We start from the raw sequence: 25,894 nt of genomic DNA on the forward strand, positions 1-25,894 counted from the left end.
GTCATCTCAGGCAGGTTTCTTCATTAAAGGCGCTGTCCATCGCTCCGACCTGCCCTTACAGGAAGGTATCCCCATGCGAATAGACCGTTTGACCAGCAAGCTGCAACTTGCAATATCCGATGCCCAATCCCTGGCCGTTGGCATGGACCACCCTGCCATCGAGCCCGTGCACCTGCTGCAGGCACTGATCGAGCAGCAGGGCGGCTCCATCAAACCGCTGCTGATGCAGGTCGGTTTCGACATCAACAACCTGCGCCAGGCATTGGTCAAAGAACTCGATCAACTGCCGAAAATCCAGAACCCCACCGGCGACGTGAACATGTCGCAGGACCTGGCGCGCCTGCTCAACCAGGCCGACCGCCTGGCCCAGCAGAAGGGCGACCAGTTCATTTCCAGCGAGATGGTGCTGCTGGCGGCCATGGACGAGAACAGCAAGCTCGGTAAGTTGCTGCTCGGCCAGGGCGTGACCAAGAAGGCCCTGGAAAACGCCATCAACAACCTGCGCGGCGGTGCGGCAGTCAATGACGCCAATGCCGAAGAGTCGCGCCAGGCGCTGGACAAGTACACCGTCGACCTGACCAAGCGTGCCGAAGAGGGCAAGCTCGACCCGGTGATCGGCCGTGACGATGAAATCCGCCGTACTGTCCAGGTGCTGCAACGCCGTACCAAGAACAACCCGGTCCTGATCGGCGAGCCCGGCGTGGGCAAGACCGCCATCGCTGAGGGCCTGGCCCAGCGCATCATCAACGGCGAAGTGCCCGATGGCCTCAAAGGCAAGCGCCTGCTGGCGCTGGACATGGGTGCGCTGATCGCCGGTGCCAAGTACCGCGGTGAGTTCGAAGAGCGCCTCAAAGGCCTGCTCAACGAACTGTCCAAGCAGGAAGGCCAGATCATCCTGTTCATCGACGAACTGCACACCATGGTCGGCGCCGGTAAAGGCGAGGGCGCCATGGATGCCGGCAACATGCTCAAGCCGGCCCTCGCCCGTGGCGAACTGCACTGCGTTGGCGCCACCACGCTCAACGAATACCGCCAGTTCATCGAGAAGGACGCGGCGCTGGAGCGTCGCTTCCAGAAAGTGCTGGTGGAGGAGCCGAGCGAGGAAGACACCATCGCCATCCTGCGCGGGCTGAAAGAACGCTATGAAGTGCACCACAAGGTGGCCATCACTGACGGCGCGATCATCGCTGCGGCCAAGCTCAGCCACCGCTACATCACCGACCGCCAGCTGCCGGACAAGGCCATCGACCTGATCGACGAAGCGGCCAGCCGCATCCGCATGGAGATCGACTCCAAGCCGGAGGTGCTCGACCGCCTCGACCGTCGCCTGATTCAGCTGAAGGTGGAGTCCCAGGCGCTGAAGAAGGAAGAAGACGAGGCGGCCAAGAAGCGTCTGGAGAAGCTGACCGAGGAAATCGAGCGGCTGGAGCGCGAATATTCCGACCTGGAAGAAATCTGGGCGTCGGAAAAAGCTGAAGTTCAAGGCTCGGCCCAGATCCAGCAAAAGATCGAGCAGGCCCGCCAAGAGCTGGAAGCTGCCCGTCGCAAAGGCGACCTGAACCGTATGGCCGAGCTGCAGTACGGGGTGATCCCGGACCTGGAGCGCAGCCTGCAGATGGTCGACCAGCACGGCAAGACGGAGAACCAGCTGCTGCGCAACAAGGTCACCGAGGAAGAAATTGCCGAAGTGGTCTCCAAATGGACCGGCATTCCAGTGGCCAAGATGCTCGAAGGCGAGCGCGAGAAGCTGCTGAAGATGGAAGACCTGCTGCACCAGCGCGTGATCGGCCAGAACGAAGCCGTCACCGCCGTGGCCAACGCAGTGCGCCGTTCGCGTGCCGGCCTGTCCGACCCGAACCGGCCGAGTGGTTCGTTCCTGTTCCTCGGCCCGACCGGCGTGGGCAAGACCGAGCTGTGCAAGGCCCTGGCCGAGTTCCTCTTCGACACCGAAGAGGCCATGGTGCGTATCGACATGTCCGAGTTCATGGAGAAACACTCCGTGGCTCGTCTGATCGGCGCTCCACCAGGCTATGTCGGTTATGAAGAGGGCGGTTACCTGACTGAAGCGGTACGGCGCAAGCCTTACTCGGTGGTGCTGCTGGACGAGGTGGAGAAAGCCCACCCGGATGTGTTCAACGTGCTGCTGCAGGTGCTGGAAGACGGCCGCCTGACCGACAGCCATGGGCGCACCGTGGACTTCCGCAACACGGTGATCGTGATGACTTCCAACCTGGGCTCGGCGCAGATCCAGGAGCTGGTGGGTGATCGCGAAGCACAACGTGCGGCGGTAATGGATGCGGTGGGTGCGCACTTCCGTCCGGAGTTCGTCAACCGTATCGACGAAGTGGTGGTGTTCGAGCCATTGGGCCGCGACCAGATCGCCGGTATCACCGAGATCCAGCTTGGCCGCCTGCGCAGCCGTCTGCTCGAACGCGAGCTGGCGCTGAGCCTGAGCCCGGAGGCGTTGGACAAGCTGATTGCCGTGGGTTACGACCCGGTATACGGCGCACGGCCGCTGAAGCGGGCGATCCAGCGCTGGATCGAGAACCCGCTGGCGCAACTGATCCTGGCCGGCAAGTTCCTGCCTGGTTCGGCGATCACTGCCAAGGTGGAAGGCGACGAAATCGTGTTTGCCTGATCCCTGCTGTAAAAAAGCCCCGCCTCTGCGGGGCTTTTTTTTGCCTGAAATCGCGCTGACCCCATCGCCGGCAAGCCGGCTCCCACAGGTACAGCACAGTTTCAAAGGCAGGCAGGGACCGGTGTGGCAGCCGGCTTGCCGGCGATAGGGCCCGCCCAGACCCCGTAAAACCTAGGCCTTCCAGCCTTTTTTGATAACTTGCTGAAAATTTTGAAATTTTTGCTTGCATCAAATTCAGAGTGCCCCTAATATACGCCGCGTTGTCAGCCACTAAGCGAATCACTAGCAACAACGGTGATCGCAAAACAACTTACAAATCAGTAAGTTGAATGAAAAAAAGGGGTTGACAAGCAAAACGAAGAATGTAGAATAGCCGGCCTCAGCAGCGACAAAGCGAAAGCGACAAAGCGAAAGCGACGAAGCTAAAGAGTCCGAAGCGAACACAGTCTTCGGAGTTGTACCGAAGTTCAGTTCCGCGATAGCTCAGTCGGTAGAGCAAATGACTGTTAATCATTGGGTCCCTGGTTCGAGTCCAGGTCGCGGAGCCAATCTCGGGGTGTAGCGCAGTCCGGTAGCGCGCCTGCTTTGGGAGCAGGATGTCAGGAGTTCGAATCCCCTCACCCCGACCACTTTCCGGGTCGTTAGCTCAGTTGGTAGAGCAGTTGGCTTTTAACCAATTGGTCGTAGGTTCGAATCCTACACGACCCACCATGTAAAGAGGGCATCTCGAAAGAGATGCCCTTTTTCTTTTGCCTCGAAAAATACCAGGGAAGTCCAGAGAGCCCCAGGGAGATCCTCTGTGGGAGAGGTCTTCTGTGGGAGCGGGCTTGTCCCGCGAAGAGGCCGGCACTGACACCGGTGAGTATGGCAAGGGCTACGCCCTTGTTCGCGGGACAAGCCCGCTCCCACAAAAGCCCGCTCCACAGAGGTTTGTTCTTACCGAAGCGTACTCAAAAAAAAGCCCAGCTCGATGAACTGGGCTTTTATCTGTCAGTGCAGCTTCAACCTTGGCTCAGTGCCCCGCCCAATCTTGCTACCCAGCATCATCAGCGCCGTGCGGAAGAACCCATAAAGCGCCATCTGGTGCATCCGGTACAGCGACACATAGAACATCCGCGCCAGCCAGCCCTCCAGCTTCACGCTGCCCATTAGGTTACCCATCAGGTTGCCCACCGCCGAGAAGCGCGACAGCGACACCAGCGAGCCGTAATCCTTGTACTCGTAAGTCGGCAGCGCTTTGTTCTCCAGCCGTGCCTTCAAGCTCTGCGCCAGCATCGAAGCCTGCTGGTGTGCCGCCTGGGCCCGTGGCGGCACATTGCGGTCGCTGCCCGGTTGCGGGCACGCGGCGCAGTCACCGAAGGCAAAGATGTTGTCGTCGCGGGTGGTCTGCAGGGTAGGGCGCACCACCAGCTGATTGATGCGGTTGGTTTCCAGGCCATCGATGTCCTTGAGGAAGCCCGGCGCACGGATACCCGCCGCCCACACCTTCAGGCTGGCCTGGATCACTTCACCGTCTTTGGTTTTCAGCCCGTCTTCGGTCACTTCGCTGACCGCAGCATTGGTCATCACCTTCACCCCGAGTTTTTCCAGGGTCTTGTGCACCGGCACACTGATGCGCTCCGGCAGGGCGGGCAGTACCCGCGGGCCGGCCTCGATCAGGGTGATGTGCATGTCCTGGGGCTGGATGCGGTCCAGGCCATAGGCCGCCAGTTCGTGGGCCGCGTGGTGCAGCTCGGCCGCCAGTTCCACACCGGTGGCACCGGCGCCGACGATGGCCACGCTGATCTTCTCGCTGGCCACGTCGCCGGCATGGGCGCGCAGATAGTGATTGAGCAGCTGCTGGTGGAAGCGCTCGGCCTGCTTGCGGGTATCCAGGAACAGGCAATGCTGCGCCGCGCCCAGGGTGCCGAAGTCGTTGGTGTTACTGCCCACGGCGATTACCAGAGTGTCGTAGGCCAAGGTACGCGCAGGCAGCAGCTCGCGGCCCTCTTCGTCGAGGGTGGCGGCCAGTTGGATTTGCTTACCTTCACGGTCCAGGCCGCTCATGCGCCCCAGCTGGAAATTGAAATGGTTCCACTTGGCCTGGGCCACGTAGTTCAGTTCGTCATCCGAGGAGTTCAGCGAGCCGGCGGCCACTTCGTGCAGCAACGGCTTCCAGATGTGCGTGAGGTTGGCGTCGACCAGGGTGATTTCGGCCTGCTTGCGCTTGCCCAGGCTTTTACCCAGGCGGGTCGCCAGTTCCAGGCCGCCGGCCCCGCCGCCGACAATCACGATGCGATGAGTCATGGGAATATCTCATAAGGTTTACGGAATTCGTGGCCATGCCGGCCGGCCGCAAACTGCACGAGGGGAGGGCGAGCGCGAAGCAGCTCATAGCACCAGTCCACTCAACAGGCGGCTGATGAGACCCAACCCGATGGTCACCGCCAGCACCAGCACAAGGAGCAACCAAGGCCGGAATGGCCTGCGCTCGACTTGGTGCTGGGGGGCTCGCAGATACTCATCGACACGACGCTGATCTTCCGGATTCAGTCGGCTGGTCATGGTGGGCCTCGTCAGGTAGACGTATGTGACTGCATGGACGCTACAGCGTTCATGCAAGCGCTTGAATCAAATGATAATGCTTTCTATCCCTGGCGCCGAGTGTACGCCATCGCAAAGACTCTCGGCACTGGATCAAAGACTGATGCCCACGTCGAAAACGATGCTGCGCCCCAGGTTGCCGCGCAGGAAATCCGGTGCGTCGGGGTGGGCAAACAGCACCCGGGCAAACGTCGGCCCGACCAGCGACAACGAGCGCCAGCCCTGGCGCAGGTATTCGGTGGGCGGCGGAAAGTGGGTGTTCAGGTCGAGCACTTCGCGCTTGAGGCTGGCGAAGGCGATGATGTCCAGCTCGTTCAGGTCCAGCCCACGTTCACGGTAGTTGTGCGCCTTCTTGCGCAAGGTCGGTGCCAGCCGTGCCAGCAGCTCGCTGGCGGCGATTCGCCTGGGCCGCGCCTCGCGCCGTACCAGCTGGGCCAGGGAAAAGGCACTGCGCCGACGCTGCAGCTCTTCGCGCCATTCGTCATTGAGCCGGCGACCTTCATCCAGCACGAAAAACACCTCGAATGCGGCATCGCGGAACAGCACGTCTGGCGGCTCCTGGCCGGCCGGGGTGAAGTCCTCGCTGCGATAGGGAATGTTCAGCCCCTGCAGCAGGCGCTGGCATACCCAACGTTCCCGCTCCCACTTGCGTGCATTGGAGAGGAAAGCATTGGCTTGTTCGGCCTGGATGGTGAGCAGGCGCAGGTAGTCTGAGTCATCCATGCAGACAAGCTTAGTCGCTAAACCATGACGATAAGATGCTGTTTTCCAATGGGTGTAGACTCAGGCATATCCACATGGCAGCAAGGGGTATGCGTCAGGTGATCAGTGCGCAGGTGTTGTCCGACACCAGCCTCAGCGTCGGCTGGCTGGGTTACGTTCCTTTATTGCTGTGGGCGGCCAGCCGCACCCGCTGGGTAGAACTGTTCGCCGACAGGCGCCGTCAGCATTTGCTGTTCGGCACGGTGTTCTGCCTGTTTGCCCTGTGGCTGGTGCGGCGCGACTTCGATACCGGCGTGTCGTATCACTTCATTGGCATGACTGCGGTGACCTTGCTGCTGGATTGGCCGCTGGCGATCCTGGGGGGATTCTTCGCCCAGCTCGGGTTGCTGGCGCTTGGGCGGCAGGACTTGGCAGCGTTGGGCGTGAACGGGTTGTTGCTGGTGGGACTGCCGGTGCTGATTACCGAGGTGTGCGCCATCCTGGTCGAGCGTGCGCAGCCGCGTAACCTGTTCGTCTATATCTTCTGTTCGGGTTTTTTCCCGGCGGCGCTCACGGTGTTGGTGTGCCTGTTGGCGGCGCTGGGTTTGCTGTGGCTGGACGGGCGCTTCGCCATGCCGGAGTGGCTGAGCGACTTTGTGGGCTATCTGTGGTTGATGATGTTCCCGGAGGCGTTCATCAACGGCATGGTGATCAGTGCCCTGGTGGTGTTTTGCCCGGAATGGCTGGAAACGTTCAACCGCACCCGATATCTGCAGGCCCCGTGGAAGGACGATGAGCGATAATTTTGTAGTGGCTTGGCTGGCCTCTTCGCGGGACAAGCCCGCTCCCACAGGATGACCACAGCTTCCAGAATCTGAGGTGTACCTCTGGGAGCGGGCTTGTCCCGCGAAGAGGCCGCAACAGGCAGCAGCTTAGTGCCGCGGCTCCAGATCCCCCGAATACAGCTCATCCTCAGACTCTTCAGCCCCCGGAATCTTGTGCTCCTCAGCCGCCCAGGCCCCCAGATCGATCAACTTGCAACGATCAGAACAGAACGGCCGGAACGCGTTCTTCTCGTTCCATTCCACAGGTGCGCCACAGGTCGGGCAATCGACGGTCAATGGCTTGCTCATGGCTGGCCTCCTCGTAAAGTCAGGTAAAAGTGGTGCAAACGGTCGATCTGCCCATGCAACGCGGCCAGGTCGCTGTCGTTGACCACCACATCATCGGCATGGCGCAGGCGCTCTTCGCGGGCCAGCTGGGCCTTGAGAATCGCCTGCACCTGCTCGGCGCTGGTGTTGTCGCGCTGCAAGGTGCGCGACACCTGCAGCGCCTGCGGCGCATCGATCACCAGCACGCGCTGGGTCTTCAGGTGCTGGCCAGACTCGATCAGCAGCGGCGATACATACACCGCATAAGGCGATTCGGCCTTGGCCAGGTAGCTGAAGATCTCCTGCCCGATCAGCGGGTGCAGCAGCTGCTCCAGCCATTTGCGCTGAGCCGGGTCGGCGAAGATCAGCTGGCGCAAGGCCGCACGGTCGAGCTGGCCGTCTTCCAGCAGCACGCCAGGGCCGAAGCGCTCGACGATGCTGGCCAGGGCCGGTCGGCCAGGCTCGACGACCCAGCGCGCCGCCTGGTCGGCATCGACCAGGTGCACGCCAAGCTCGACGAAGCGTTCGGCGGCGGCGCTCTTGCCGCTGCCAATGCCGCCGGTAAGGCCGAGAATCCAAGGGGTGAAGGCCGCAGTGGTCATCAGAATCCAAGCAGTTGCAGGTATGAGGCGTATATTTCATCACCCCAGAGCACAGCAATCCACCCCGCAATGGCCAGATAAGGGCCAAAGGGTATCGCCACGCTCACCGGACGACGTCGCAGGCGCAGCAGGCACAGGCCGATAATCGCCCCCAGCAGCGACGACAGCAGCAGGGTCAAAGGCAATATCTGCCAACCTGCCCAAGCACCGATCAGCGCCAGTAGCTTGAAGTCGCCATACCCCATGCCTTCCTTGCCGGTCACCAGCTTGAACAGCCAGTACACCGTCCACAGGCTGAGGTACCCGGCCACCGCGCCCCACAGGGCCTCGGTCAATGGCACGAAGATGCCGAAGGCATTGACGATCAGCCCCAGCCACAGCATCGGCAGTACCAGCACGTCCGGCAACAGGCCATGGTCGGCATCGATCAGGCTCAGGGCCAGCAGGCACCAGGTCAATGGCAACGCCAGCAAGGTTTCGAGCGAGGCGCCGAAACGCCAGGCCACCACCAGAGACAGCAACGCGCAGGCAACTTCCACCAGTGGATAACGCAGGCCGATCACGCCTTTGCAGGCCGAGCAGCGACCGCGCAGCGCCAGGTAGCTCAGCAGCGGGATGTTCTCCCACGCGCGAATGCGGTGCCCGCAGTGCGGGCAATGGGAGGCGGGCAGGCACAGATCGAAGCGCGCGTGCTCATCGGGCACAAGCCCCAGCACCTCCCGGGCTTCACGCTGCCATTGCCGGTTCAGCATGATTGGCAGGCGATACACCAGCACGTTGAGAAAGCTGCCCACCAACAGGCCGAGCAAGGTCGCCAAGGTGATGAAGTACGCCGGCTGCTCAGCCAGGAAAGTCGATAAAGTCATCAGATCAAACTACCCAACTGGAAGATCGGCAGGTACATCGCCACCACCAGGCCGCCCACCAGCACGCCCAGGATCGCCACGATGGCCGGCTCCAGCAGGCTGGTCAACTGGTCCAGCGCCTGGCTGACCTGTTCCTCATAATGGCTGGCGGCTTTATCCAGCATCTGGTCCAGGGTGCCGCTGGATTCGCCGATGGCCGTGAGCTGTATCAACAGCGGTGGAAACATAGGCTCAGCCGCCATCGCCTGGTGCAGCCCCTGCCCATTGGCCATGCCCTGGCGCAGGCGCAATACCGCCTGTTGCTGCAGGTCGCCACCACAGGCACCCGCCACAGTGCCCAACGCATCCAGCAACGGCACCCCGGCGGCATACGCCGTGGCCAGGCTACGGGCAAAGCGCGCCAGCGCGGCCTGCCCAATCAGCTTGCCGAACACCGGTAGGCGCAGCACCTGTCGAGATATCCACAGGCGTGCTGGCGCATGCTTGCGATACAGCGCGTTCACACCCAGGCACAGCACCACGGAAGTTATCAACAACAGCGGCGCATGGCGCCCCAGCGCTGTGGATAAATCGATGACCCATTGGGTGAAGGCCGGCAATGCCGCATCGAAGCCGGCGAACAGGCTCTGAAAACGTGGAATCACTTCCAGCAACAAGATCGCCGATACGCCCAGGCCGGTGAGCAACAGCAGCAGGGGATAGAGCATCGCCTTGCGCACTTTCTTGTACAGCGCCTGGCGTTGCTCCAGCATGCCCGCCAACTGTTCCAGTTGCCGGTCCAGCGTGCCGGACTGCTCACCCACCCGCACCAGGTTGCAATACAACCCATCGAACCAGCCCGGGTGGCGCTGCATCGCATCCGCCAGCCCCAGCCCCGCGCTTACATCCTGTTGCAACCGCTGCAGCAACGCCGCTTGCCCGGCATCGCAGCCGCTGCGGCCCATCACCTCGAATGCTTGCAGCAGCGGCACACCGGCCTTGAGCAAGGTCGCCAACTGCCGACTGAAGCCCGCCGGGTCACGTTTCTCCCGCGCCTTCGGCCAGTGCCAGTCCAGCCCACCGGCCGGCCGCAAGCGCGCAACGCGAATGCCCTGGCGCTGCAGCCCGGCACGCACATACGCCGGGCTGCGCCCGCTCATCTGGCCACTGACGGCTGCGCCACTGGCATCGGTGCCGTGCCAGGCGTAACGCTGAGTCGAATGCTTCATGCAAAGGTCCTTTTCTACCCGTGCGACAAGCCTGGAAACAGCTTGCCGAGTCCTTGGAGGGGCGCACTTCCCTGATGCTCACTAGAGTAGTTCAGCGACGCTGACGCCCGGACGGGCAGGGGTGACAAAAGGTGTCTGTTCAGGCCTACTGCGCCGCTGCCAGCCGGGGTCGAGCCTGACCTCACCGAGTATGCGAATCAAAAAGGAAAACGTTCATGAAAGGGCAACGCGGTATCACCCTGATCGAACTGATGATCGTCGTGGCGATCATCGGCATTCTGGCGACCATCGCCATCCCGATGTACACCAACCACCAGGCCCGCGCCAAGGCGGCTGCCGGGTTGCTGGAGATTTCCGCGCTGAAGACCGCGATGGACCTGCGCTTGAATGAAGGCAAGGACGTGGCCGACGTGGCCGCATTGGGCGGGCAGGCGGCCACTTCCCATTGCGCCATTACCGCACGCGGCACCGCCGCAGATGGCAGCGCCACCATCGACTGCACCCTGGCCGATGCGCCGGCCATTGTGCTCGGAAAGACTCTGACGCTGACCCGCTCGGCCACGGGGTGGGGCTGCACGACCAACATTGAGGAAGACCTGGCGCCGAACGGCTGCAAGGCGTCTTGAGGGCGGGGTAATTAGTCAGGGGAAACAGGGGTTTGCGTAACGGCTGCGGCAGTGGTACGTTGCGCTACACGCCGGTGTAGCTCAGTCGGTAGAGCAGCGCACTCGTAACGCGAAGGTCGCAGGTTCGATTCCTGTCTCCGGCACCACATACAGTTGGCCCGATGCAGCTTTCCTTGCGTTCGGCCCCTCCAAAAAAGCCCGCCTTGTGCGGGTTTTTTTGTTATTGAGCCGAACAGTTTTAAGTCGCAAGCTACCCTCCAAAGCCGAAACTTCATTCGAGTTAGCGGTTCGTTATTTTCTACTTCGGATTGGACTGTTTTGAAGATAATGGTTTGCTGGCGCTTGGCTCTGACTCAGTGTTTACGGGCCTCTCAGCGAAAATTTTAGAGATGTCAGCATCGCCGACTAAAGATAATTTCTAAATGGGCAAGTTTTTTGCCATGTTTTCGGCTGCTCAATTTCCTCCCCTGCTCGCCTCTGGTTGACGGCCTTGACGAGCTTTCTGCTCGACCTCTGACCGCCAATCTTAGTCATGCTCTTTTCCTACGACAGGCGAAGCCTTTGCGCAGGGCCTTGAAACTTGCTCAACCAGAGCCAGAGGGATAAATTGCCTCGAAGCATCGGCGACGCGACCTTGGCCGGTCGGAATCGAAAGGCGCAGCAGCGCCAAGTCTTCATCGCAGTCGCTTTTTTTGTGCCCGCAATGTTGCGTTATGGCGGTGGTGCGCGGGACACCTTCGGGTGTGCCGGGCTCCTTTCGTCCCGGTCGGCCAACCCGCGCACTGCAGCCACCCTAACTTGCTTGGCCGCGAGCGGTGGCAGTTCCACAACGAAAGGAACTCATGCATGACCACCAGAAATCCGTTCAAGATCCTCGCATTCGTTCTCTGCCGCCGCACCCCTCCGGCGCCTCCCAAACCCCACCGTTTCTACCCCATCTGCAACCAGTCGCCTGCGGAAGGTTCTGTGGACTCACTGATGCTTTCGCGGGTAATTCTGACTTTAAGAAAAAGATAGGGTGGCAGCGGCACGCAGGTTGGCGAACCGAGGAAAAGAACCGGTAGACCCGAAAGTCTCCCACGCGCTGCTACCGTCACAAGAAACTGAGAGCGCAAAAAAAAGCGCCTGCAATCGTGATCGGGCGCTTTTGCTTGATCTCAGTTGGCTTGGATCTTAGCCAACTATGGGTCGTTGAAGTGGCATTGGCACGTTCGGCTTCATTCCTACAAAACTTCAAGACGCTTCCTACAGCCCTAAACCTTGCCCTCTCTAAGAAGCGGGGATAAATTTCCCCAGTCGCGGCAAATTCCGCGACCGGGCGTAGGAACCCGTTGGTAAACTTGGCGCATGCACTAGGCGCCCCTGCACCACAGCTGGCGCTTTTTTTGTGCCTGCCGTGCTGTGTCATGGCGGCTGTGTGTGGGCAGGCTTCGGCCTGGCCGGGTTTCCAAGTTTCCCGGTATTCCTACCCCATACACAGCTGCCACCCAATCCCGTAGGAAGGATCGTGGCAGCTCCAACTAAAACTTGGAGTCTCATGCATGCCCACCTTAAATCTATCCAGGATCCTCGCATTCGTTCTCCGCCGCCACACCCCTCCGGCGCCTCCCAAACCCCACCGTTTCTACCCCCTCTGCAACCAGTCGCACCCAACCCCAAAGCAGGTGCCCCATGACTGACCACGAACGCTTATCCACCATCCAAAGCTACGCCTGGACACTCGAACTGCTCGGTGAAGCCCTGGTCCAGCACGATGAAGTGCTCGAGTGCGAACACAACCCGCACCTGAGCTTCCGCAACACCGCCGGTATCCACCAGGCGATCCGGATCATCAGCCGGCTGGCCAGCGAGCAGTGTGGAAAAGTGAGCTTGCTGCAGGACGAAGAGGGGGAGGGAGAGTAGGGCCGATTGGGTAAACGGTAACCGGCGCAACGCGGATGCGGGCGTTACACAGCCCCTTCGTTTTGCGCCCTTTCCAGGTTGTTCACCAGTAACCACCACAGATGTTCAGCGGCGGGATGCAGCCGGCGATCCGAGCTTCGTAAAATATGGCACTGCGACCCCCTCGCGATCGGGTGATCCAGCGGTATCGCCGAAAGCGAATTCCCGCCCTGTTGCCCAAGCGCTTGCGCGGTCATGAAACCCACGCCGAGTCCTGCTTGGCATAAAGCGATCGCAACCGACTGCTGGTTACAGCGATAGGCAGGGGTAAACACCACGTTTTCCGACTCGAACATCTTGTTGATGTAGCGCTGTATGCCGTAGCTATTGGTCAGCGCGATGACGACGCTGGCGTACATCCCAGGAGCATGATCGAGACAATAATGGTTGTCAGGCTTACCCTCTCGAATCAGAAATCTCCGCACTGTCGGGGGAAAACGCCGAAATGTTATCTGTGGATAACCGCCCTGGTCCGCGAGCAGACAGTCGTCATTTAGATACTGGCTCGGCGACAACTGGGACCTCGCGGCCCACGACCGTCCGTCTGTCACCAACACGAGATTCAATCATTCGGTTGAGCAACCAGGCTCGCTTCTTCGACTCTGCGGTCAATCAGATAACGCTTGCCATTACTAATGCAGTAGTTCTCATATTCCCGTCGTGAACAAGTCAGGTCGGGTGTTCCCAGGTTTGGGAAAAGCCTAGGGCGCGCGCCGTTATCAAATAATAGAATGTCGTTTCCCGCTTTTCCGATCATAGGTGTGCGACATTTGTAGGGTTCGTCAGTGCAAGTAATATTTACCCACTCAATTTGAGCAAGATCGATTTTTGGAAACGCCCACCCATCAATGAAAAGATGATTGCGGTCTGTGGCAAATGAGTATTGCTGCAGCGTGTCATCATCCCTGAAAGGGAAGATGACTTCAAAGCTCTCAGGGTCCGCATCTTTAATTTTGCTCGAGCGCAGATAAACCGAAGAGCGATCCATTGCATAGTTATTGAGCTGGCTCTTTTGAACCTGCGTCAATGTTGTTTGATTTGAACGAGCCACCTGGAAGTTCGCGCCGTCGTTGCTGACAAGCCAAAAATTGCGTTCCGCTTGGGTATGATGCACCTGCAGTGTGCTAGGTAACCAGCAGACAGGATTAAATATCTGTCCCATTCCACCCACGCCCTTCGCTGAGCAGGGACTTCTACGATTACCGGAAGTCGAAAACCAGTATGCTCGGTCGTCCATAACGCGGTAGCCAGTGTTTTCCATAGACGCGTCGATCTTGCTCACGGGGCAGTTCTGCTTCCGATCCGGCTGTCGGTTACTGGCGATTGATTCTTTGAGGGTTGCGTCAAACCAAGTTTCCTTGCAACTGAACGTCTCAAAAGCTTGGGCTGACACAGGGAACCATAGGGTACAGCACAGCAAAATCAAGCAGGCTATAAAATCTTCGCCAGTGCACCGTATAGCGCACTTCCTCACTATGTGGTGGATTGGAGTATGGGGTATGGCATTAAGTGCAATTTTCATTGGCTTACAAATTTCGGCGCTCAGAGAATCGGAAAGCTGAATATACACTGGCTCAATCCGCCGCACGACGACATATAGCCAGGGATTTTTCCGAAACTAGCTGCGATTTACCGAAGTGCTACTGACTGATGACGTGCTTGCCGATTTGTATACTACCTTCCAAGTTGAGTGTATTTAGCCCATGCCCATCAGCTGTGACTGATGTATGCGCGGGTAAACCCGCTGCCATAAGTTCACAATATGTATTGGAAACAGTGGTTTATCCTGTGGGAGCCGGCTTGCCGGCGAGAGGGCCCGAATGGGCTGCTCAAGGCTTGGGGGATGCAGCTGCTCGGCTTTTGTCTGTTCCTGTCTCATCGCCGGCAAGCTGAACTGGCCTAATGATTTTGGACACCTTCTTCGGGCCCTATCGCCGGCAAGCCGGCTCCCACAGGTACCACCTTAGCTTTCAAGATTTGGGGTGTAGCATCAGTCGCGTAGCAGGGCAGGGATGGCTCTTACGTAAACCAGCTCACTCACCAACTCCACCAACGTCTGGGTAATCACCGCCGCCGCCGCCAACCCACGCAATTCCTCCGGCAGCGCCAACGCCAACGGCAACACCACCAGCGAATTGCGCGTCGAGGCGCTGAAGGTCACCGAGCGCGCCTCGGCCACCGGCAACCGCAGTAGCCGCGCGGCGACGAAGCCAAGCACCGGCGCCAGCAACATGAAGCCGACATACACCGGAATCACCGGCAGCAGCCGGTCGAAATCGCGCCACACCACTGCAATCTGCGAGCCGATCACCGCCATCAGCACTAATGCCATCGCCGGCACCGGCATCCACGCCCAGGCGTCGTTCCAGGCCGATACCGCACGCGAACGACGCGCCCCGGCGCTGGTGAGCACGGCGAGGATCATGGGCAACACGATCAGCAATACAAAGGCTTCCACGAACGGTGCAATGGCAATCGTCACCTCGCTGCCGTCGCCGAGCATCAACGCCAGGTACACCGGTAGTAGCACCAACTGCACCAACAGCAGTACGGGCGTTGCGGCGAGGGTCAGGCGCGAGTCACCTTTGCCGATGTGAGTGAACACCACCACGTAATCGATACAGGGCGTCAGCAACACCAGCAGGGCGCCGATGAGGATCGCGGGGTGTTCGACCAGGCCACGGGTGATGGCCCAGACAAGCAACGGCACGAGAATGAAGTTGGCAAGCAGCAGGGCGGCCATGAAGCGGCGGTTGCCCAGGTTCTGGCGCAGGTCGAGGAAAGGGATCTGCAGGAACATCGCGTACATCAGCAGGGCAATGGCGGGGGTGACCAGGGCTTCGAGGTGCTCTGCGGTGCCCGGAGCCAAGAGGCCGAAGGCGACGGCGGCGATCACGGCGGCGAAGTAGATCGGGATCTGGTGGGTTTCGAGTTGTTCTCTGGTCAAGGCGGCGCCTGTGCTTGGTGGGCTGAAATGGCACAGGGTAATACGGAAGGGCGCTAGCGTGCTCGTCGCAACGTGGAGGCCCTGCGGGTTCGACAACGTATGCGCCTGCAGGGCCGGATTCAGCGCTCGATCAGTCGGTGTTCAGCCAATCGACATTGCGCGCCACGATGGACAGCCGCAATGTGCTCTTGCCCGCGGCAGCGTGGCAGACCAGGTAGCCACCCACGGGATACAGGCCGTGAACCTGCAGCGGATGGCCGTGGCGGTTGGTCAGGTGAATGTCCGCGCTATCGCCCTCGGTTTCAGTCACGTCGAATGGCTTGCCGCTTTGCTCATGTGTGATGAGCCACAAGGTTGGATCTGTCGCTTCGATCAACTGGGCATTCACCACACCATAAGCATTGCAAAACACGCCCTCTCCAAGGTGCGTACCGTTACGTATGTAAAGCCGGTAGCCGGCCTGGCTGTAGCGGAAATACAGCATCAAGGGTGCAGGTTCTGGGCCTTTGCTGAAGGTGACCAGCCCTTGCTCCTGGCCAAGTTGCCAGTCTGCGTCGGTGCCATCGAGCAAGCCCAGGGTGCGTGCACCGTCGATGGCGAAGGCGGGGGTCTGGTTCGGGCTTTCGAGTGTTACAGGGCCGGTGGTCATGGCGTCGAAGACGTTGATTGGCGACCCGTCGTGTTGCAGGGTAGCGATGAACGAGCGTGCGACATCGGTGCTCATGGGCGTGCTCCAGGTTGAAGGAGCGCAAAGGCTAGGTGGCCTTGGCGGCGCAACCCATGTGGAACGTTTTCCGCACCCAGGCACAAAAAAGCCCGGCACAAGGCCGGGCTTTTTCACATCAGGCGATTGCCGATCAGTTGCCGTAAACCGGCAGCTTCTTGCAGATGGCCTTGACCTTCTCACGCACGGCGTCGATCACCGCTTCGTTGTTCAGGTCGGCGAGGATGTCGCAGATCCAGCCAGCCAGTTCCTGGCACTCGGCTTCCTTGAAGCCACGGGTGGTGACGGCTGGGGTGCCGAAACGCAGGCCCGAGGTCACGAACGGCGAACGTGGGTCGTTCGGTACCGAGTTCTTGTTGACGGTGATGAAGGCTTTGCCCAGCGCGGCGTCGGCGTCCTTACCGGAGATTTCCTGCTTGATCAGCGACAGCAGGAACAGGTGGTTCTGGGTGCCGCCGGAAACGACGTCGAAACCACGCTCGATGAACACGCTGGCCATGGCCTGGGCGTTCTTCACCACTTGCTGCTGGTAGGCCTTGAACTCAGGCTGCAGGGCTTCTTTGAAGCAGATGGCCTTGGCGGCGATCACGTGCTCCAGCGGGCCGCCCTGGGCGCCTGGGAAGACGGCGGAGTTCAGCTTCTTCTCGATGTCGGCGTTGGCACGGGCCAGGATCAGGCCGCCACGTGGACCGCGCAGGGTCTTGTGGGTGGTGGTGGTAACCACGTCGGCGAACGGCACCGGGTTCGGGTACACGCCTGCGGCAACCAGGCCAGCGACGTGGGCCATGTCGACGAACAGGTAGGCACCGACCTTGTCGGCGATGGCGCGGAAGCGTGGGAAGTCCAGCACTTGCGAGTAGGCCGAGAAGCCGGCAACGATCATCTTCGGCTTGTGCTCGACGGCCAGGCGCTCGACTTCGTCGTAGTCGATCAGGCCGTTGGCGTCGATGCCGTACTGGATGGCGTTGTACAGCTTGCCCGAGGAGCTCACGGAAGCACCGTGGGTCAGGTGGCCACCGTGGGCCAGGCTCATGCCCAGGATGGTGTCACCGGCCGACAGCAGGGCCAGGTAGACGGCGGCGTTGGCCTGGGAGCCGGCGTGCGGCTGGACGTTGGCGTAGTCGGCGCCGAACAGTTCCTTGGCACGGTCGATGGCCAGTTGCTCGACCACGTCGACGTACTCGCAGCCACCGTAGTAGCGCTTGCCTGGGTAGCCTTCGGCGTACTTGTTGGTCAGCACCGAACCCTGGGCTTCCATGACGGCGGGGCTGGTGTAGTTTTCCGAAGCGATCAGCTCGATATGCTCTTCCTGGCGCAGAGCTTCTTGCTGCATGGCTTCGAAGAGCTCGGCGTCGTACTTGGCAATGGTCAAATCACGGCTGAACATAACGGTCCTCAAGGATCGGGCGGGATTGGGGGGGCATTCTAACCGATTGATTCGCGCCTGGCATATGAACTGGCATCAAGTCGCGGACCAATGGGCTTCATGTTGCATCCCGCGCCGTTTCTGGGCTGGCGTGGGGGCGGGAGTTGACTTTCAGGTCCGCTTTTTCAGGCGCTGGCGTGGTCCTGTAGGAGCGGCCTTGTGTCGCGAAAGGGCTGCGCAGCAGCCCCAGGGTCTCAGCAGCGCAGCAGAAACAGCTGGGGCTGCTGCGCAGCCCTTTCGCGACACAAGGCCGCTCCTACACAAGGCCCCGTTGGCTACTGGAACATGAACAGCGTCTCGTTGGCGAACTGCGCCTCGAACTGGTTCGCCGGCATCGGCCGCCCGAACAGATACCCCTGCACCTCGTCACAACCATGCTCACGCAGGAACTCCAGCTGCTCATGGGTTTCCACCCCCTCGGCGATCACCGCCAGGTTGAGGCTGTGGGCCATGGCGATGATCGCCCGGGCAATCTGCGCGTCCTGCTCGCCTTCGGGCAGGCCGTCGACGAAGGTGCGGTCGATCTTCAGCACGTCGATGGGGAACTGCTTGAGGTAGTTGAGCGACGAGTAGCCCGTGCCGAAGTCGTCGACCGCAATGCTCAGGCCCAGCACCTTCAGGCCGTCGAGTATTTGCATCGCTTCGTAGACGTCGCGCATCAGGATACTTTCGGTCAGCTCCAGTTCCAGGCACGCCGGCGGCAGCCCGGTTTCCTCGAGGATCCTGGCGATGCGGTTGCCCAGCTGGCCGTCGGAGAACTGCCGCGCCGAGATGTTCACCGACACCTTCGGCACGCGCACCTTGGCCTTGTGCCAGGCCTTGAGCTGGCGGCTGGCTTCGCGCAGCACCCAGTCGCCGACGTCCACCACCAGGCCCAATTCCTCGATCACCGGGATGAAGTCGCCCGGCGGCACCAGGCCGCGGGTCGGGTGGCGCCAGCGCAGCAGCGCCTCGGCACCGGTCAGGCGCTTGCCGTCACCGCTGAACTGCGGCTGGTAGTAGAGGATGAACTCGTTCTGCTCCAGGGCGTGGCGCAGGTCGCTTTCCAGCTCAAGGCGCTCCAGGGCGCTGGCGTTCATTTCGGCCTGGTAGAACTGGAAGTTGTTCTTGCCGCGCTCCTTGGCGTGGTACATGGCCGTGTCGGCGTTTTTCATCAGCTGGCTCAGCTCGCTGCCGTCCTGCGGGCTGAGGGCGATGCCGATGCTGGCCGTGACGAAGAACTCGCGGTTTTCCAGCACGAACGGCCGCACCAGGCTGGCAAGGATGTTCTCGGCCACGTGGATGGCGCGGTTCAGCGCCATCTCGCGGGTGGCGCGCGGTTGCAGCAGCAGGGTGAACTCGTCGCCGCCCATGCGTGCCACGGTGTCGTCATCGTCGACGCAGGCCAGCAGGCGCAGGGCCATGTCCTTGAGCATACGGTCGCCCGCGGCGTGGCCCAGGGAGTCGTTGATCGGCTTGAAGCGGTCGAGGTCGAGGAACATCAGCACCACCCACGACTTCTGCCGCTCGGCCTGCTGCAGCGCCGTGTGCAGGCGGTCCTGGAACAGCGTGCGGTTGGGCAGGTGGGTGAGGGCGTCGTAGTAGGCCAGGCGGTGGATGCGCTGTTCGCTGGCCTTGCGCTCGCTGATGTCGGTGAAGAAGCACACGTAGCTGGCCAGGTCGCCCTCGTCGTCCAGCACCGCGGTAATGCCGACCCAGGCCGGGTAGTGGTCGCCGTCGCGGCGCTTGAGCCACACTTCGCCTTCCCAGCTGCCCCGCAGGTGCAGCTGCTTGAGCACATAGCGCAGGTGGCTTTCCTGCTGCTCGTCGACCGTGAGCATGCCGGGCAACTGGTCGAGCACATCGCTCACCGCATAACCGCTCACGCGGCTGAAGGCTTCGTTGGCCTGCACGATGTAGCCGGCCGGGTCGGTGATGAGAATCGCCGAGGTGGAGTGCTCGAACACCGTCGCGGCCATGCGCAGGTCTTTTTCCGCACGGCGCTGCTGGCTGATGTCGCGGCCCACGCCGAGCACGCCCTCGAAGCGTTCGTGATCGTCCCATACCAGCACCAGGCGCAGCTCGATGGGGATCTTGCGGCCGTCGGCGCGCAGGCAGTCGAACAGGAACAGCTGGGTGGGCAGGTGCTGGCGCAGTTGCGCCAGTTGTTCGCGGTCGCCCATGGCCCGGCTGACCCGCTCCATCAGGCTGTAGATGCCGGTGAGCTGGGCGGGGTTGGCGACGATCGATTGCCAGCCGTTGTCGAAGATCCACTCGGCCGGGTAGCCCAGCACCGCTTTCACCGAGGGGCTTACATAGTTGAGCTGCAGCTGGCTGTCGGTGGAGAAGATCACATCGCTGATGCTCTCGGCGAGCATGCGGTAGCGCTGCTCGCTGTCGCGCAGCGACTGGCTGGCTTCGATCTGCACGGTAACGTCCTTGCCCACGCCGATGATGCGGGTGACCTGGCCGTCGCTGTCGCGGGTAAGCACTTGTTCGCGAATGTCGTAGCAGCGCCAGCCGCCGTCGCGGTGGCGGAAGCGCAGTTGCGTATGCAGCGCCTGGCGGTGGCCGTTGTCGCGCTGTTGCTGACGCAGGGCCTGGTAGTTGGCGGCGTCCTCGGGGTGCAGCAGCAGCTCCCAGAAGCGCTCGCCCATCTGCGTCAGCTCGGTGCGGTCGTAGCCGAGGGTTTGGCCGAGGTGGCGGTTGGCGAAGATCATCCGCTGGCTGAGCACGTCCTGCACGTACAGCTGATCGGGAACGGTGCGCACCACGTCCGACCAGAAACTCTCCCGCTCCAGCAGCGACAGCTCCACCTGCTTGCGGCTGGTGATGTCGCTGATGCTGAGAATCACCGCCTGGTAGTCACGACGCTGCTGCGGCAGGCGTGCCATCAGCCACAGGTGCAGCTCGCCGCCCAGCGGCGCCGGCAGGCGCACCTCCAGTTCGAGCAGTGGGCGCTGTTCGATCAGCGCGTCGATCAGTTGCATGCCGATGCTGTCGCGGCCATCGCCGCTGCCATCGATCAGCCGTTGCCAGGCGCCTTCGTGGCAGTCGACATTGAGCAGTTGGCGTGCGACCTGGTTGATTTCGGTGATCTTCAGCTCGTGCAGCAACGTGCGCCGCAGGTTGCAGTCCAGAGCCAGGCTCTGCTTGAGCGCCGCGCGGTTGCGCAGGTGGTACCGGTCGAGCTGCCCGGGCAGGCTGGCCAGGTCGAGCACGCACAGGGCCACGCCAGTGCCCTCGAAGATTTCCTGATAGCGCCGGCGGTCTTCCTGCAGCGCGCGCTGGCGGCGGCGCATGTTGAACAGCGCCAACACCGGCAGCAGGGCGCAGAACAACGCCAGCAGGCACTTGCCGAGCAACGCCGGCAGCAGCTTTTCGCGGGCCAGGGCTGCATCGTACAGGCCGCGAAGCTGCCAGGTGCTGTTGTCGATGTAGGCCAGCATCACGCTTTGCAGGGGCTCGTCGCTGGTCGCTGCCGGGCCATGGCGTTCCAGCACGTCGCCGCTGCGGCTGTTTTCCAGCAACCACAGCGGGTGGCCGGGGCCGTCCAGGTGCACGGTCAGGGTACGGTAATAATCGCTGGACAGGCGCAGCAGCCAGTAGCCGCGGTCCTGTTCGCTGGCCTGGCGCAGCAACAGGTAGAGGGTGCGGTTGTCTGGCGAGTTGGTGAAGAAGAATGAACGGCCCTGGTTCAGCACCAACAGCTCGTCAATCAGTTGGCGGTCGGGGCTGCCGGCCAGGCTGTCGCTGCTCAGTTGTCCGCTGTGGTCGATCCAGGCCACGTCGCGCAGGCTGGGCAGGCGTTCGCGCAGGGTGGCCAGCAGGCTGGGCAGGGCTGCCGGTGTCGGCGCCTTGACGTAGGGCTGCACCACATTCAGCGCCTGCTGGGCCTGCAGTGCCATGTTCAAGCTCAGGTGGTCGGCAAGTTCCGCGCTCGCCTCCAGGTTCTGCTGGCGCTGGTCGGCCTGGGTATGGCGAAACTGGGCGAACAGTTGCCACAGCAGCAGGCCCAGCAGGATCAACGCGAGCAGGGCCAACGCACCCTTGATCGAACCGCGCTGGGACGCGACCGGGGCCGAGGTAGCAGGGCACAGCGACGACGGATGATTGAGATTGGTCAAGCGGCGGTCCTGCGATTGGGCTGGCGATGGCAGGTTTTGTTATGCACGGCGTGTGCCGGCCAATACGAAGGCCGGGACCGTGGTGGCGCACTATAAGCCGGGCACCCGAAACGGGCCAGCATTATGGCAAAGTGCCAGTTCGCTTGTCTGCTGCCGACGGTCGTGGTCGGGGCGGTGGGTTCGGCAAGACCTTGCTTCCTGTGCGAGAATGCCGGCCGCTTCAATGACAACGCTTCGGAGATGTTCGGTTTTGGTTACTCACTTTTCCACCAATGGCCTCGATTCCGCCTGTGGGCGCAGCAGTCAGACCCTTGTCAGCACTGCCGTGACCGAGGACGTATCGTGCAAGTCGTGCCAGCGCTCGCTGGTCAAGCCTGAGGCGGCAGCTGCCGCGAAGAACAAGACGCCGTCGCTGGCCGAACTGCGCAAGACCGCCAAGGCGGCGGCAGAACCGGCTGCGGTTGTAGCGGTGGCCAAGCCTGCGGCCAAAGTCGCCAGCGCACCGGCTGCCAAGCCGGCCAAGGCCGTTGAACAGCCCGCCCGCAGTGGCGGCTTCAGCGTGAAGGCCGCCTATGCCGCGCGCCTGGCAGAGCAGGGCGACCGTTGCCGGTTGCCGCGGGGCAAGTCCAAGCAGCGCCACGTCTGAATCATGTGAGGTCGGCGCTGGCCCCATCGCCGGCAAGCCGGCTCCCACAGGTCACCACCGTTCCCAGCAGCTGTGGGAGCTGGCTTGCCAGCGAATGGGCCGCACAGCGGCCCCAATCCCCCCACCATCCGACCACCCTGTGAAACGCCGCGCGTTGGCGTAGAATGGGCGTCTTTGTTCATTCACACCCCGTAAACACATCGCCCTGGCCCAAGCCGGGGCGATCGTCGATGTCTTTATCTATCTGATTAGAGGGCTTGGTTTTGGCTCAATACGTCTACACCATGCATCGGCTGAGCAAAGTCGTGCCGCCGAAGCGGGAAATTCTCAAGAACATTTCCCTGTCGTTCTTCCCTGGCGCCAAGATCGGCGTGCTCGGCCTGAACGGCGCGGGTAAGTCGACCCTGCTGCGGATCATGGCGGGCGTCGACAAGGAATTCGACGGCGAAGCCCGTCCGATGCCCGACATCAACGTTGGTTACCTGCCCCAGGAGCCGCAACTGGACCCGAACAAGTCCGTGCGCGAAGTGGTCGAGGAAGCCGTCAGCGTGATCAAGGACGCCCAGGCGCGCCTGGACGAGGTCTACGCGGCCTACGCCGAACCGGATGCCGACTTCGACAAGCTGGCTGCCGAGCAGGCCAAGCTCGAATCCATCCTGCAGGCGGCCGACGGCCACAACCTGGAGCGTCAGCTGGACGTCGCCGCCGACGCCCTGCGCCTGCCCGCCTGGGACGCCCGCATCGAACACCTGTCCGGTGGCGAGAAGCGCCGTGTGGCGCTGTGCCGCCTGCTGCTGTCGGCCCCCGACATGCTGCTGCTCGACGAACCGACCAACCACCTGGACGCCGACTCGGTGGCCTGGCTTGAGCGCTTCCTGCACGACTTCCCGGGCACCGTGGTAGCGATCACCCACGACCGTTACTTCCTCGACAACGTCGCCGGCTGGATCCTCGAACTGGACCGCGGCGCCGGCATCCCGTACGAAGGCAACTACTCGGGCTGGCTGGAAGCCAAGTCGGACCGTCTGGCGCAGGAATCCAAGCAGCAGAGCGCCCACGAGAAGGCCATGAAAGAGGAACTGGAGTGGGTGCGCAAAGGCGCCAAGGCCCGCCAGTCCAAATCCAAGGCCCGTCTGCAGCGCTTCGAAGAAATGCAATCGCAGGAATTCCAGAAGCGCAGCGAAACCAACGAGATCTACATCCCGGCCGGTCCGCGCCTGGGCGACAAGGTCATCGAGTTCAAGAACGTTACCAAGGGCTATGGCGATCGCGTGCTGATCGACAACCTGTCGTTCGCCATGCCTAAAGGCGCCATCGTCGGCGTGATCGGTGGTAACGGTGCCGGTAAGTCGACCCTGTTCCGCATGCTGATGGGCAAGGAGCAACCGGATTCGGGCAGCATCGAGATCGGTGAAACCGTGCAGCTGGCCTGCGTGGACCAGAGCCGCGAAGACCTGGACGGTGGCAAGACCGTGTTCCAGCAGGTTTCCGACGGTTCGGACATGATCCGCATCGGCAGCTACGAGATTCCGTCGCGTACCTACGTTGGCCGCTTCAACTTCAAGGGCGGCGACCAGCAGAAGTTCGTCAAGGACCTCTCCGGTGGTGAGCGTGGCCGTCTGCACCTGGCCCTGACCCTGAAGGAGGGCGGCAACGTCCTGCTGCTCGACGAACCGTCCAACGACCTCGACGTCGAAACCCTGCGTTCGCTGGAAGAAGCCCTGCTGGACTTCCCAGGCGCCGCGATCGTGATTTCCCACGACCGTTGGTTCCTGGACCGTGTGGCTACCCACATCCTGGCTTACGAAGACGACTCGAACGTGGTGTTCTTCGAGGGCAACTACACCGAGTACGAAGCGGATCGCAAGAAGCGCCTGGGCGACGCTGCTGCCCAGCCGCACCGTGTACGGCACAAGAAACTGGCGCAGTAAGCCGGTTTCGGATGCACAAGAATGGGGCCCTCAGGGGCCCCATTTTTGTGCTTGGCTGTAATGTGGCGCTGGCTTCATCGCGGATGAATCCGCTCCTACAGGGACGCCGCTGAGCCCAGGTTTTGCGCGGACCTTGTAGGAGCGGGTTTACCCGCGATGAGGCCCGATCTGCCACCATCAAGCCCCAGGTTTTGTATACATTTATATAAAACGCACCAAATAATTTCAAAAAAACGACATTTCGCCCTATTCCCGTGCGATTGCTTCTTGGTACATTGCGGAAAAAACCAATAAGTCCAATCCCTCTTGGTGAGATGTCTACCATGATCGAATCTGTCGACCATTTCCTTGCGCGTCTGAAACAACGCGATCCTGCCCAGCCTGAATTCCACCAGGCCGTCGAAGAGGTGCTACGCAGCCTCTGGCCGTTCCTCGAAGCCAACCCTCACTACCTGCAAGCCGGCATTCTCGAGCGCATGGTCGAGCCCGAGCGCGCTGTGCTGTTCCGCGTGTCGTGGGTCGATGACCAAGGCAAGGTCCAGGTCAACCGCGGCTACCGCATCCAGATGAGCAGCGCCATCGGACCGTACAAGGGCGGCCTGCGCTTCCACCCGTCGGTGAACCTGGGCGTGCTCAAGTTCCTGGCCTTCGAGCAGGTGTTCAAGAACTCCCTGACCTCGCTGCCCATGGGCGGCGGCAAAGGTGGCTCGGACTTCGATCCGAAGGGCAAGAGCGATGCCGAAGTCATGCGCTTCTGCCAGGCCTTCATGAGCGAGCTGTACCGCCACATCGGCGCCGACGTCGACGTGCCGGCCGGTGACATCGGCGTGGGTGCCCGCGAGATCGGCTTCATGTTCGGCCAGTACAAGCGCCTGGCCAACCAGTTCACTTCGGTGCTGACCGGCAAGGGCATGACCTACGGCGGCAGCCTGATCCGCCCTGAAGCCACCGGCTACGGCTGCGTGTACTTCGCCGAAGAAATGCTCAAGCGCCGCGATCTGCGCATCGATGGCCGCCGCGTGGCTGTATCCGGTTCCGGCAACGTTGCCCAGTACGCTGCGCGCAAGGTCATGGACCTGGGCGGCAAGGTGATCTCGCTGTCGGACTCCGAAGGGACCCTGTACGCCGAAGCGGGCCTGACCGACGCCCAGTGGGACGCGCTGATGGAGCTGAAGAACGTCAAGCGTGGCCGCATCAGCGAGCTGGCCGAGCAGTTCGGGCTGGAGTTCCGTAAGGGCCAGACCCCGTGGAGCCTGCCGTGCGACATCGCCCTGCCGTGCGCCACGCAGAACGAGCTGGACAGCGAAGACGCCCGCACCCTGCTGCGCAACGGCTGCATCTGCGTCGCCGAAGGCGCCAACATGCCGACCACCCTGGAAGCTGTGGATATCTTCATCGAAGCCGGCATCCTGTATGCCCCGGGCAAGGCCTCCAACGCCGGTGGCGTTGCGGTGTCGGGCCTGGAGATGTCGCAGAACGCCATGCGCCTGCTGTGGACTGCCGGTGAAGTGGACAGCAAGCTGCACAACATCATGCAATCGATCCACCATGCTTGCGTGCACTACGGTGAAGAGGCCGATGGCACGATCAACTACGTGAAGGGCGCCAACATCGCGGGCTTCGTGAAAGTGGCGGATGCCATGCTGGCCCAGGGCGTGGTCTGATTGCAGAGACGTTGGGGCTGCTGTGCAGCCCTTTCGCGGGGACTGTCAGTTTTTTTGTGTGCGGGCCGGTAAGGGCCTGCCGCTAGGCAGGCCCTGATTTTACCAGGTCGGCCTGATGAACCGATCCCCGTAC

At 61.7% G+C, this 25,894-nt stretch carries 20 protein-coding genes and 4 tRNA genes; 11 read left to right on the forward strand and 13 right to left on the reverse strand.

The genetic code is table 11. From position 1 onward, the window contains the following. The first annotated feature begins 73 nt into the window (after nt 1–73). The 4 genes from clpB to ACIPZG_RS25940 all read left to right on the forward strand — a co-directional run bounded on the left by clpB (nt 74) and on the right by ACIPZG_RS25940 (nt 3,349). Nucleotides 74–2,638 carry an ATP-dependent chaperone ClpB gene (gene clpB / locus ACIPZG_RS25925; protein WP_400718227.1) on the forward strand — a complete coding sequence of 855 codons (2,565 nt, stop codon included), beginning with the start codon at nt 74–76 and terminating at the stop codon, nt 2,636–2,638. Nucleotides 2,639–3,110: 472 nt separating this feature from the next. After that, nucleotides 3,111–3,186: transfer RNA gene (locus ACIPZG_RS25930), tRNA-Asn, on the forward strand. A 4-nt stretch (nt 3,187–3,190) separates the two neighbouring features. Continuing rightward, nucleotides 3,191–3,267: transfer RNA gene (locus ACIPZG_RS25935), tRNA-Pro, on the forward strand. Nucleotides 3,268–3,273: 6 nt separating this feature from the next. After that, nucleotides 3,274–3,349: transfer RNA gene (locus ACIPZG_RS25940), tRNA-Lys, on the forward strand. Between the two features lie 279 nt (nt 3,350–3,628). Here the strand turns inward: ACIPZG_RS25940 and ACIPZG_RS25945 are convergent. The 3 genes from ACIPZG_RS25945 to ACIPZG_RS25955 all read right to left on the reverse strand — a co-directional run bounded on the left by ACIPZG_RS25945 (nt 3,629) and on the right by ACIPZG_RS25955 (nt 5,944). Further along, the gene (locus tag ACIPZG_RS25945) at nt 3,629–4,924 is read right to left on the reverse strand and encodes an NAD(P)/FAD-dependent oxidoreductase (protein WP_008091950.1); all 1,296 of its coding nucleotides are present in this window, start codon (nt 4,922–4,924) and stop codon (nt 3,629–3,631) included. An 84-nt stretch (nt 4,925–5,008) separates the two neighbouring features. Further along, complete coding sequence (locus tag ACIPZG_RS25950) at nt 5,009–5,182, reverse strand: DUF3094 domain-containing protein (protein ID WP_008091951.1); 174 nt, start codon at nt 5,180–5,182, stop codon at nt 5,009–5,011. Nucleotides 5,183–5,314: 132 nt separating this feature from the next. Continuing rightward, nucleotides 5,315–5,944 (reverse strand): DUF1780 domain-containing protein, encoded by a 630-nt coding sequence (locus ACIPZG_RS25955; protein WP_008091953.1) that lies wholly within the window; start codon nt 5,942–5,944, stop codon nt 5,315–5,317. Nucleotides 5,945–6,018: 74 nt separating this feature from the next. On the opposite strand from ACIPZG_RS25955, the gene ACIPZG_RS25960 reads away from it, so the two are divergent. Continuing rightward, complete coding sequence (locus ACIPZG_RS25960; RefSeq protein WP_400718229.1) at nt 6,019–6,726, forward strand: energy-coupling factor ABC transporter permease; 708 nt, start codon at nt 6,019–6,021, stop codon at nt 6,724–6,726. Nucleotides 6,727–6,855: 129 nt separating this feature from the next. Here the strand turns inward: ACIPZG_RS25960 and yacG are convergent, their stop codons facing one another. The 4 genes from yacG to ACIPZG_RS25980 are packed head-to-tail and all read right to left on the reverse strand — an operon-like array spanning nt 6,856 to nt 9,750. After that, the gene (gene yacG / locus ACIPZG_RS25965; protein WP_008091956.1) at nt 6,856–7,056 is read right to left on the reverse strand and encodes a DNA gyrase inhibitor YacG; all 201 of its coding nucleotides are present in this window, start codon (nt 7,054–7,056) and stop codon (nt 6,856–6,858) included. After that, nucleotides 7,053–7,676, reverse strand: coding sequence for a dephospho-CoA kinase (gene coaE, locus ACIPZG_RS25970; protein WP_400638975.1), 624 nt, complete (start codon nt 7,674–7,676; stop codon nt 7,053–7,055). The genes yacG and coaE overlap by 4 nt, the downstream gene beginning before the upstream one ends. Further along, a complete protein-coding gene (locus ACIPZG_RS25975) occupies nt 7,676–8,542 on the reverse strand; it encodes a prepilin peptidase (protein ID WP_400718232.1) in 867 nt (288 codons plus the stop codon). The genes coaE and ACIPZG_RS25975 overlap by 1 nt, the downstream gene beginning before the upstream one ends. Then, nucleotides 8,542–9,750, reverse strand: coding sequence for a type II secretion system F family protein (locus ACIPZG_RS25980; protein WP_400718234.1), 1,209 nt, complete (start codon nt 9,748–9,750; stop codon nt 8,542–8,544). Before ACIPZG_RS25980 ends, ACIPZG_RS25975 begins: the two co-directional genes overlap by 1 nt. Nucleotides 9,751–9,965: 215 nt before the next feature. Between ACIPZG_RS25980 and ACIPZG_RS25985 the strand changes: the two genes are divergently transcribed. From ACIPZG_RS25985 to ACIPZG_RS25995, 3 genes are all read left to right on the forward strand, one after another. Continuing rightward, entirely contained in the window at nt 9,966–10,376 is a 411-nt protein-coding gene (locus ACIPZG_RS25985) for a pilin (protein WP_400718237.1), read from the forward strand. Between the two features lie 70 nt (nt 10,377–10,446). Continuing rightward, nucleotides 10,447–10,522: transfer RNA gene (locus ACIPZG_RS25990), tRNA-Thr, on the forward strand. 1,525 nt (nt 10,523–12,047) lie between these two features. Beyond that, nucleotides 12,048–12,278, forward strand: coding sequence for a hypothetical protein (locus ACIPZG_RS25995; RefSeq protein ID WP_400718240.1), 231 nt, complete (start codon nt 12,048–12,050; stop codon nt 12,276–12,278). A 44-nt stretch (nt 12,279–12,322) separates the two neighbouring features. Here the strand turns inward: ACIPZG_RS25995 and ACIPZG_RS26000 are convergent, their stop codons facing one another. From ACIPZG_RS26000 to ACIPZG_RS26025, 6 genes are all read right to left on the reverse strand, one after another. Next, the gene (locus tag ACIPZG_RS26000; RefSeq protein ID WP_400718243.1) at nt 12,323–12,676 is read right to left on the reverse strand and encodes a LysR substrate-binding domain-containing protein; all 354 of its coding nucleotides are present in this window, start codon (nt 12,674–12,676) and stop codon (nt 12,323–12,325) included. Nucleotides 12,677–12,879: 203 nt separating this feature from the next. Then, entirely contained in the window at nt 12,880–13,599 is a 720-nt protein-coding gene (locus ACIPZG_RS26005) for a DKNYY domain-containing protein (protein WP_400718245.1), read from the reverse strand. Nucleotides 13,600–14,307: 708 nt separating this feature from the next. Beyond that, nucleotides 14,308–15,264 carry an arsenic resistance protein gene (locus ACIPZG_RS26010; RefSeq protein WP_400718247.1) on the reverse strand — a complete coding sequence of 319 codons (957 nt, stop codon included), beginning with the start codon at nt 15,262–15,264 and terminating at the stop codon, nt 14,308–14,310. A 130-nt stretch (nt 15,265–15,394) separates the two neighbouring features. Next, nucleotides 15,395–15,988 carry a hypothetical protein gene (locus ACIPZG_RS26015; protein WP_400718250.1) on the reverse strand — a complete coding sequence of 198 codons (594 nt, stop codon included), beginning with the start codon at nt 15,986–15,988 and terminating at the stop codon, nt 15,395–15,397. A 133-nt stretch (nt 15,989–16,121) separates the two neighbouring features. Next, on the reverse strand, nt 16,122–17,375 hold the full coding sequence (gene glyA, locus ACIPZG_RS26020) for a serine hydroxymethyltransferase (RefSeq protein ID WP_008091993.1): 1,254 nt from the start codon (nt 17,373–17,375) through the stop codon (nt 16,122–16,124). A gap of 314 nt (nt 17,376–17,689) precedes the next feature. Next, a complete protein-coding gene (locus ACIPZG_RS26025) occupies nt 17,690–21,520 on the reverse strand; it encodes an EAL domain-containing protein (protein WP_400718252.1) in 3,831 nt (1,276 codons plus the stop codon). Nucleotides 21,521–21,770: 250 nt separating this feature from the next. Between ACIPZG_RS26025 and ACIPZG_RS26030 the strand changes: the two genes are divergently transcribed. The 3 genes from ACIPZG_RS26030 (at nt 21,771) to gdhA (ending at nt 25,761) form a co-directional block, all read left to right on the forward strand. Continuing rightward, the gene (locus tag ACIPZG_RS26030) at nt 21,771–22,166 is read left to right on the forward strand and encodes a hypothetical protein (protein ID WP_400718254.1); all 396 of its coding nucleotides are present in this window, start codon (nt 21,771–21,773) and stop codon (nt 22,164–22,166) included. Nucleotides 22,167–22,429: 263 nt separating this feature from the next. Next, the gene (ettA, locus tag ACIPZG_RS26035; RefSeq protein ID WP_400638983.1) at nt 22,430–24,097 is read left to right on the forward strand and encodes an energy-dependent translational throttle protein EttA; all 1,668 of its coding nucleotides are present in this window, start codon (nt 22,430–22,432) and stop codon (nt 24,095–24,097) included. Nucleotides 24,098–24,420: 323 nt separating this feature from the next. Beyond that, entirely contained in the window at nt 24,421–25,761 is a 1,341-nt protein-coding gene (gdhA, locus tag ACIPZG_RS26040; protein ID WP_008091997.1) for an NADP-specific glutamate dehydrogenase, read from the forward strand. Nucleotides 25,762–25,894: the final 133 nt, after the last annotated feature.

Source organism: Pseudomonas sp. NPDC089395 (assembly GCF_044749525.1).
Lineage (GTDB): Bacteria > Pseudomonadota > Gammaproteobacteria > Pseudomonadales > Pseudomonadaceae > Aquipseudomonas.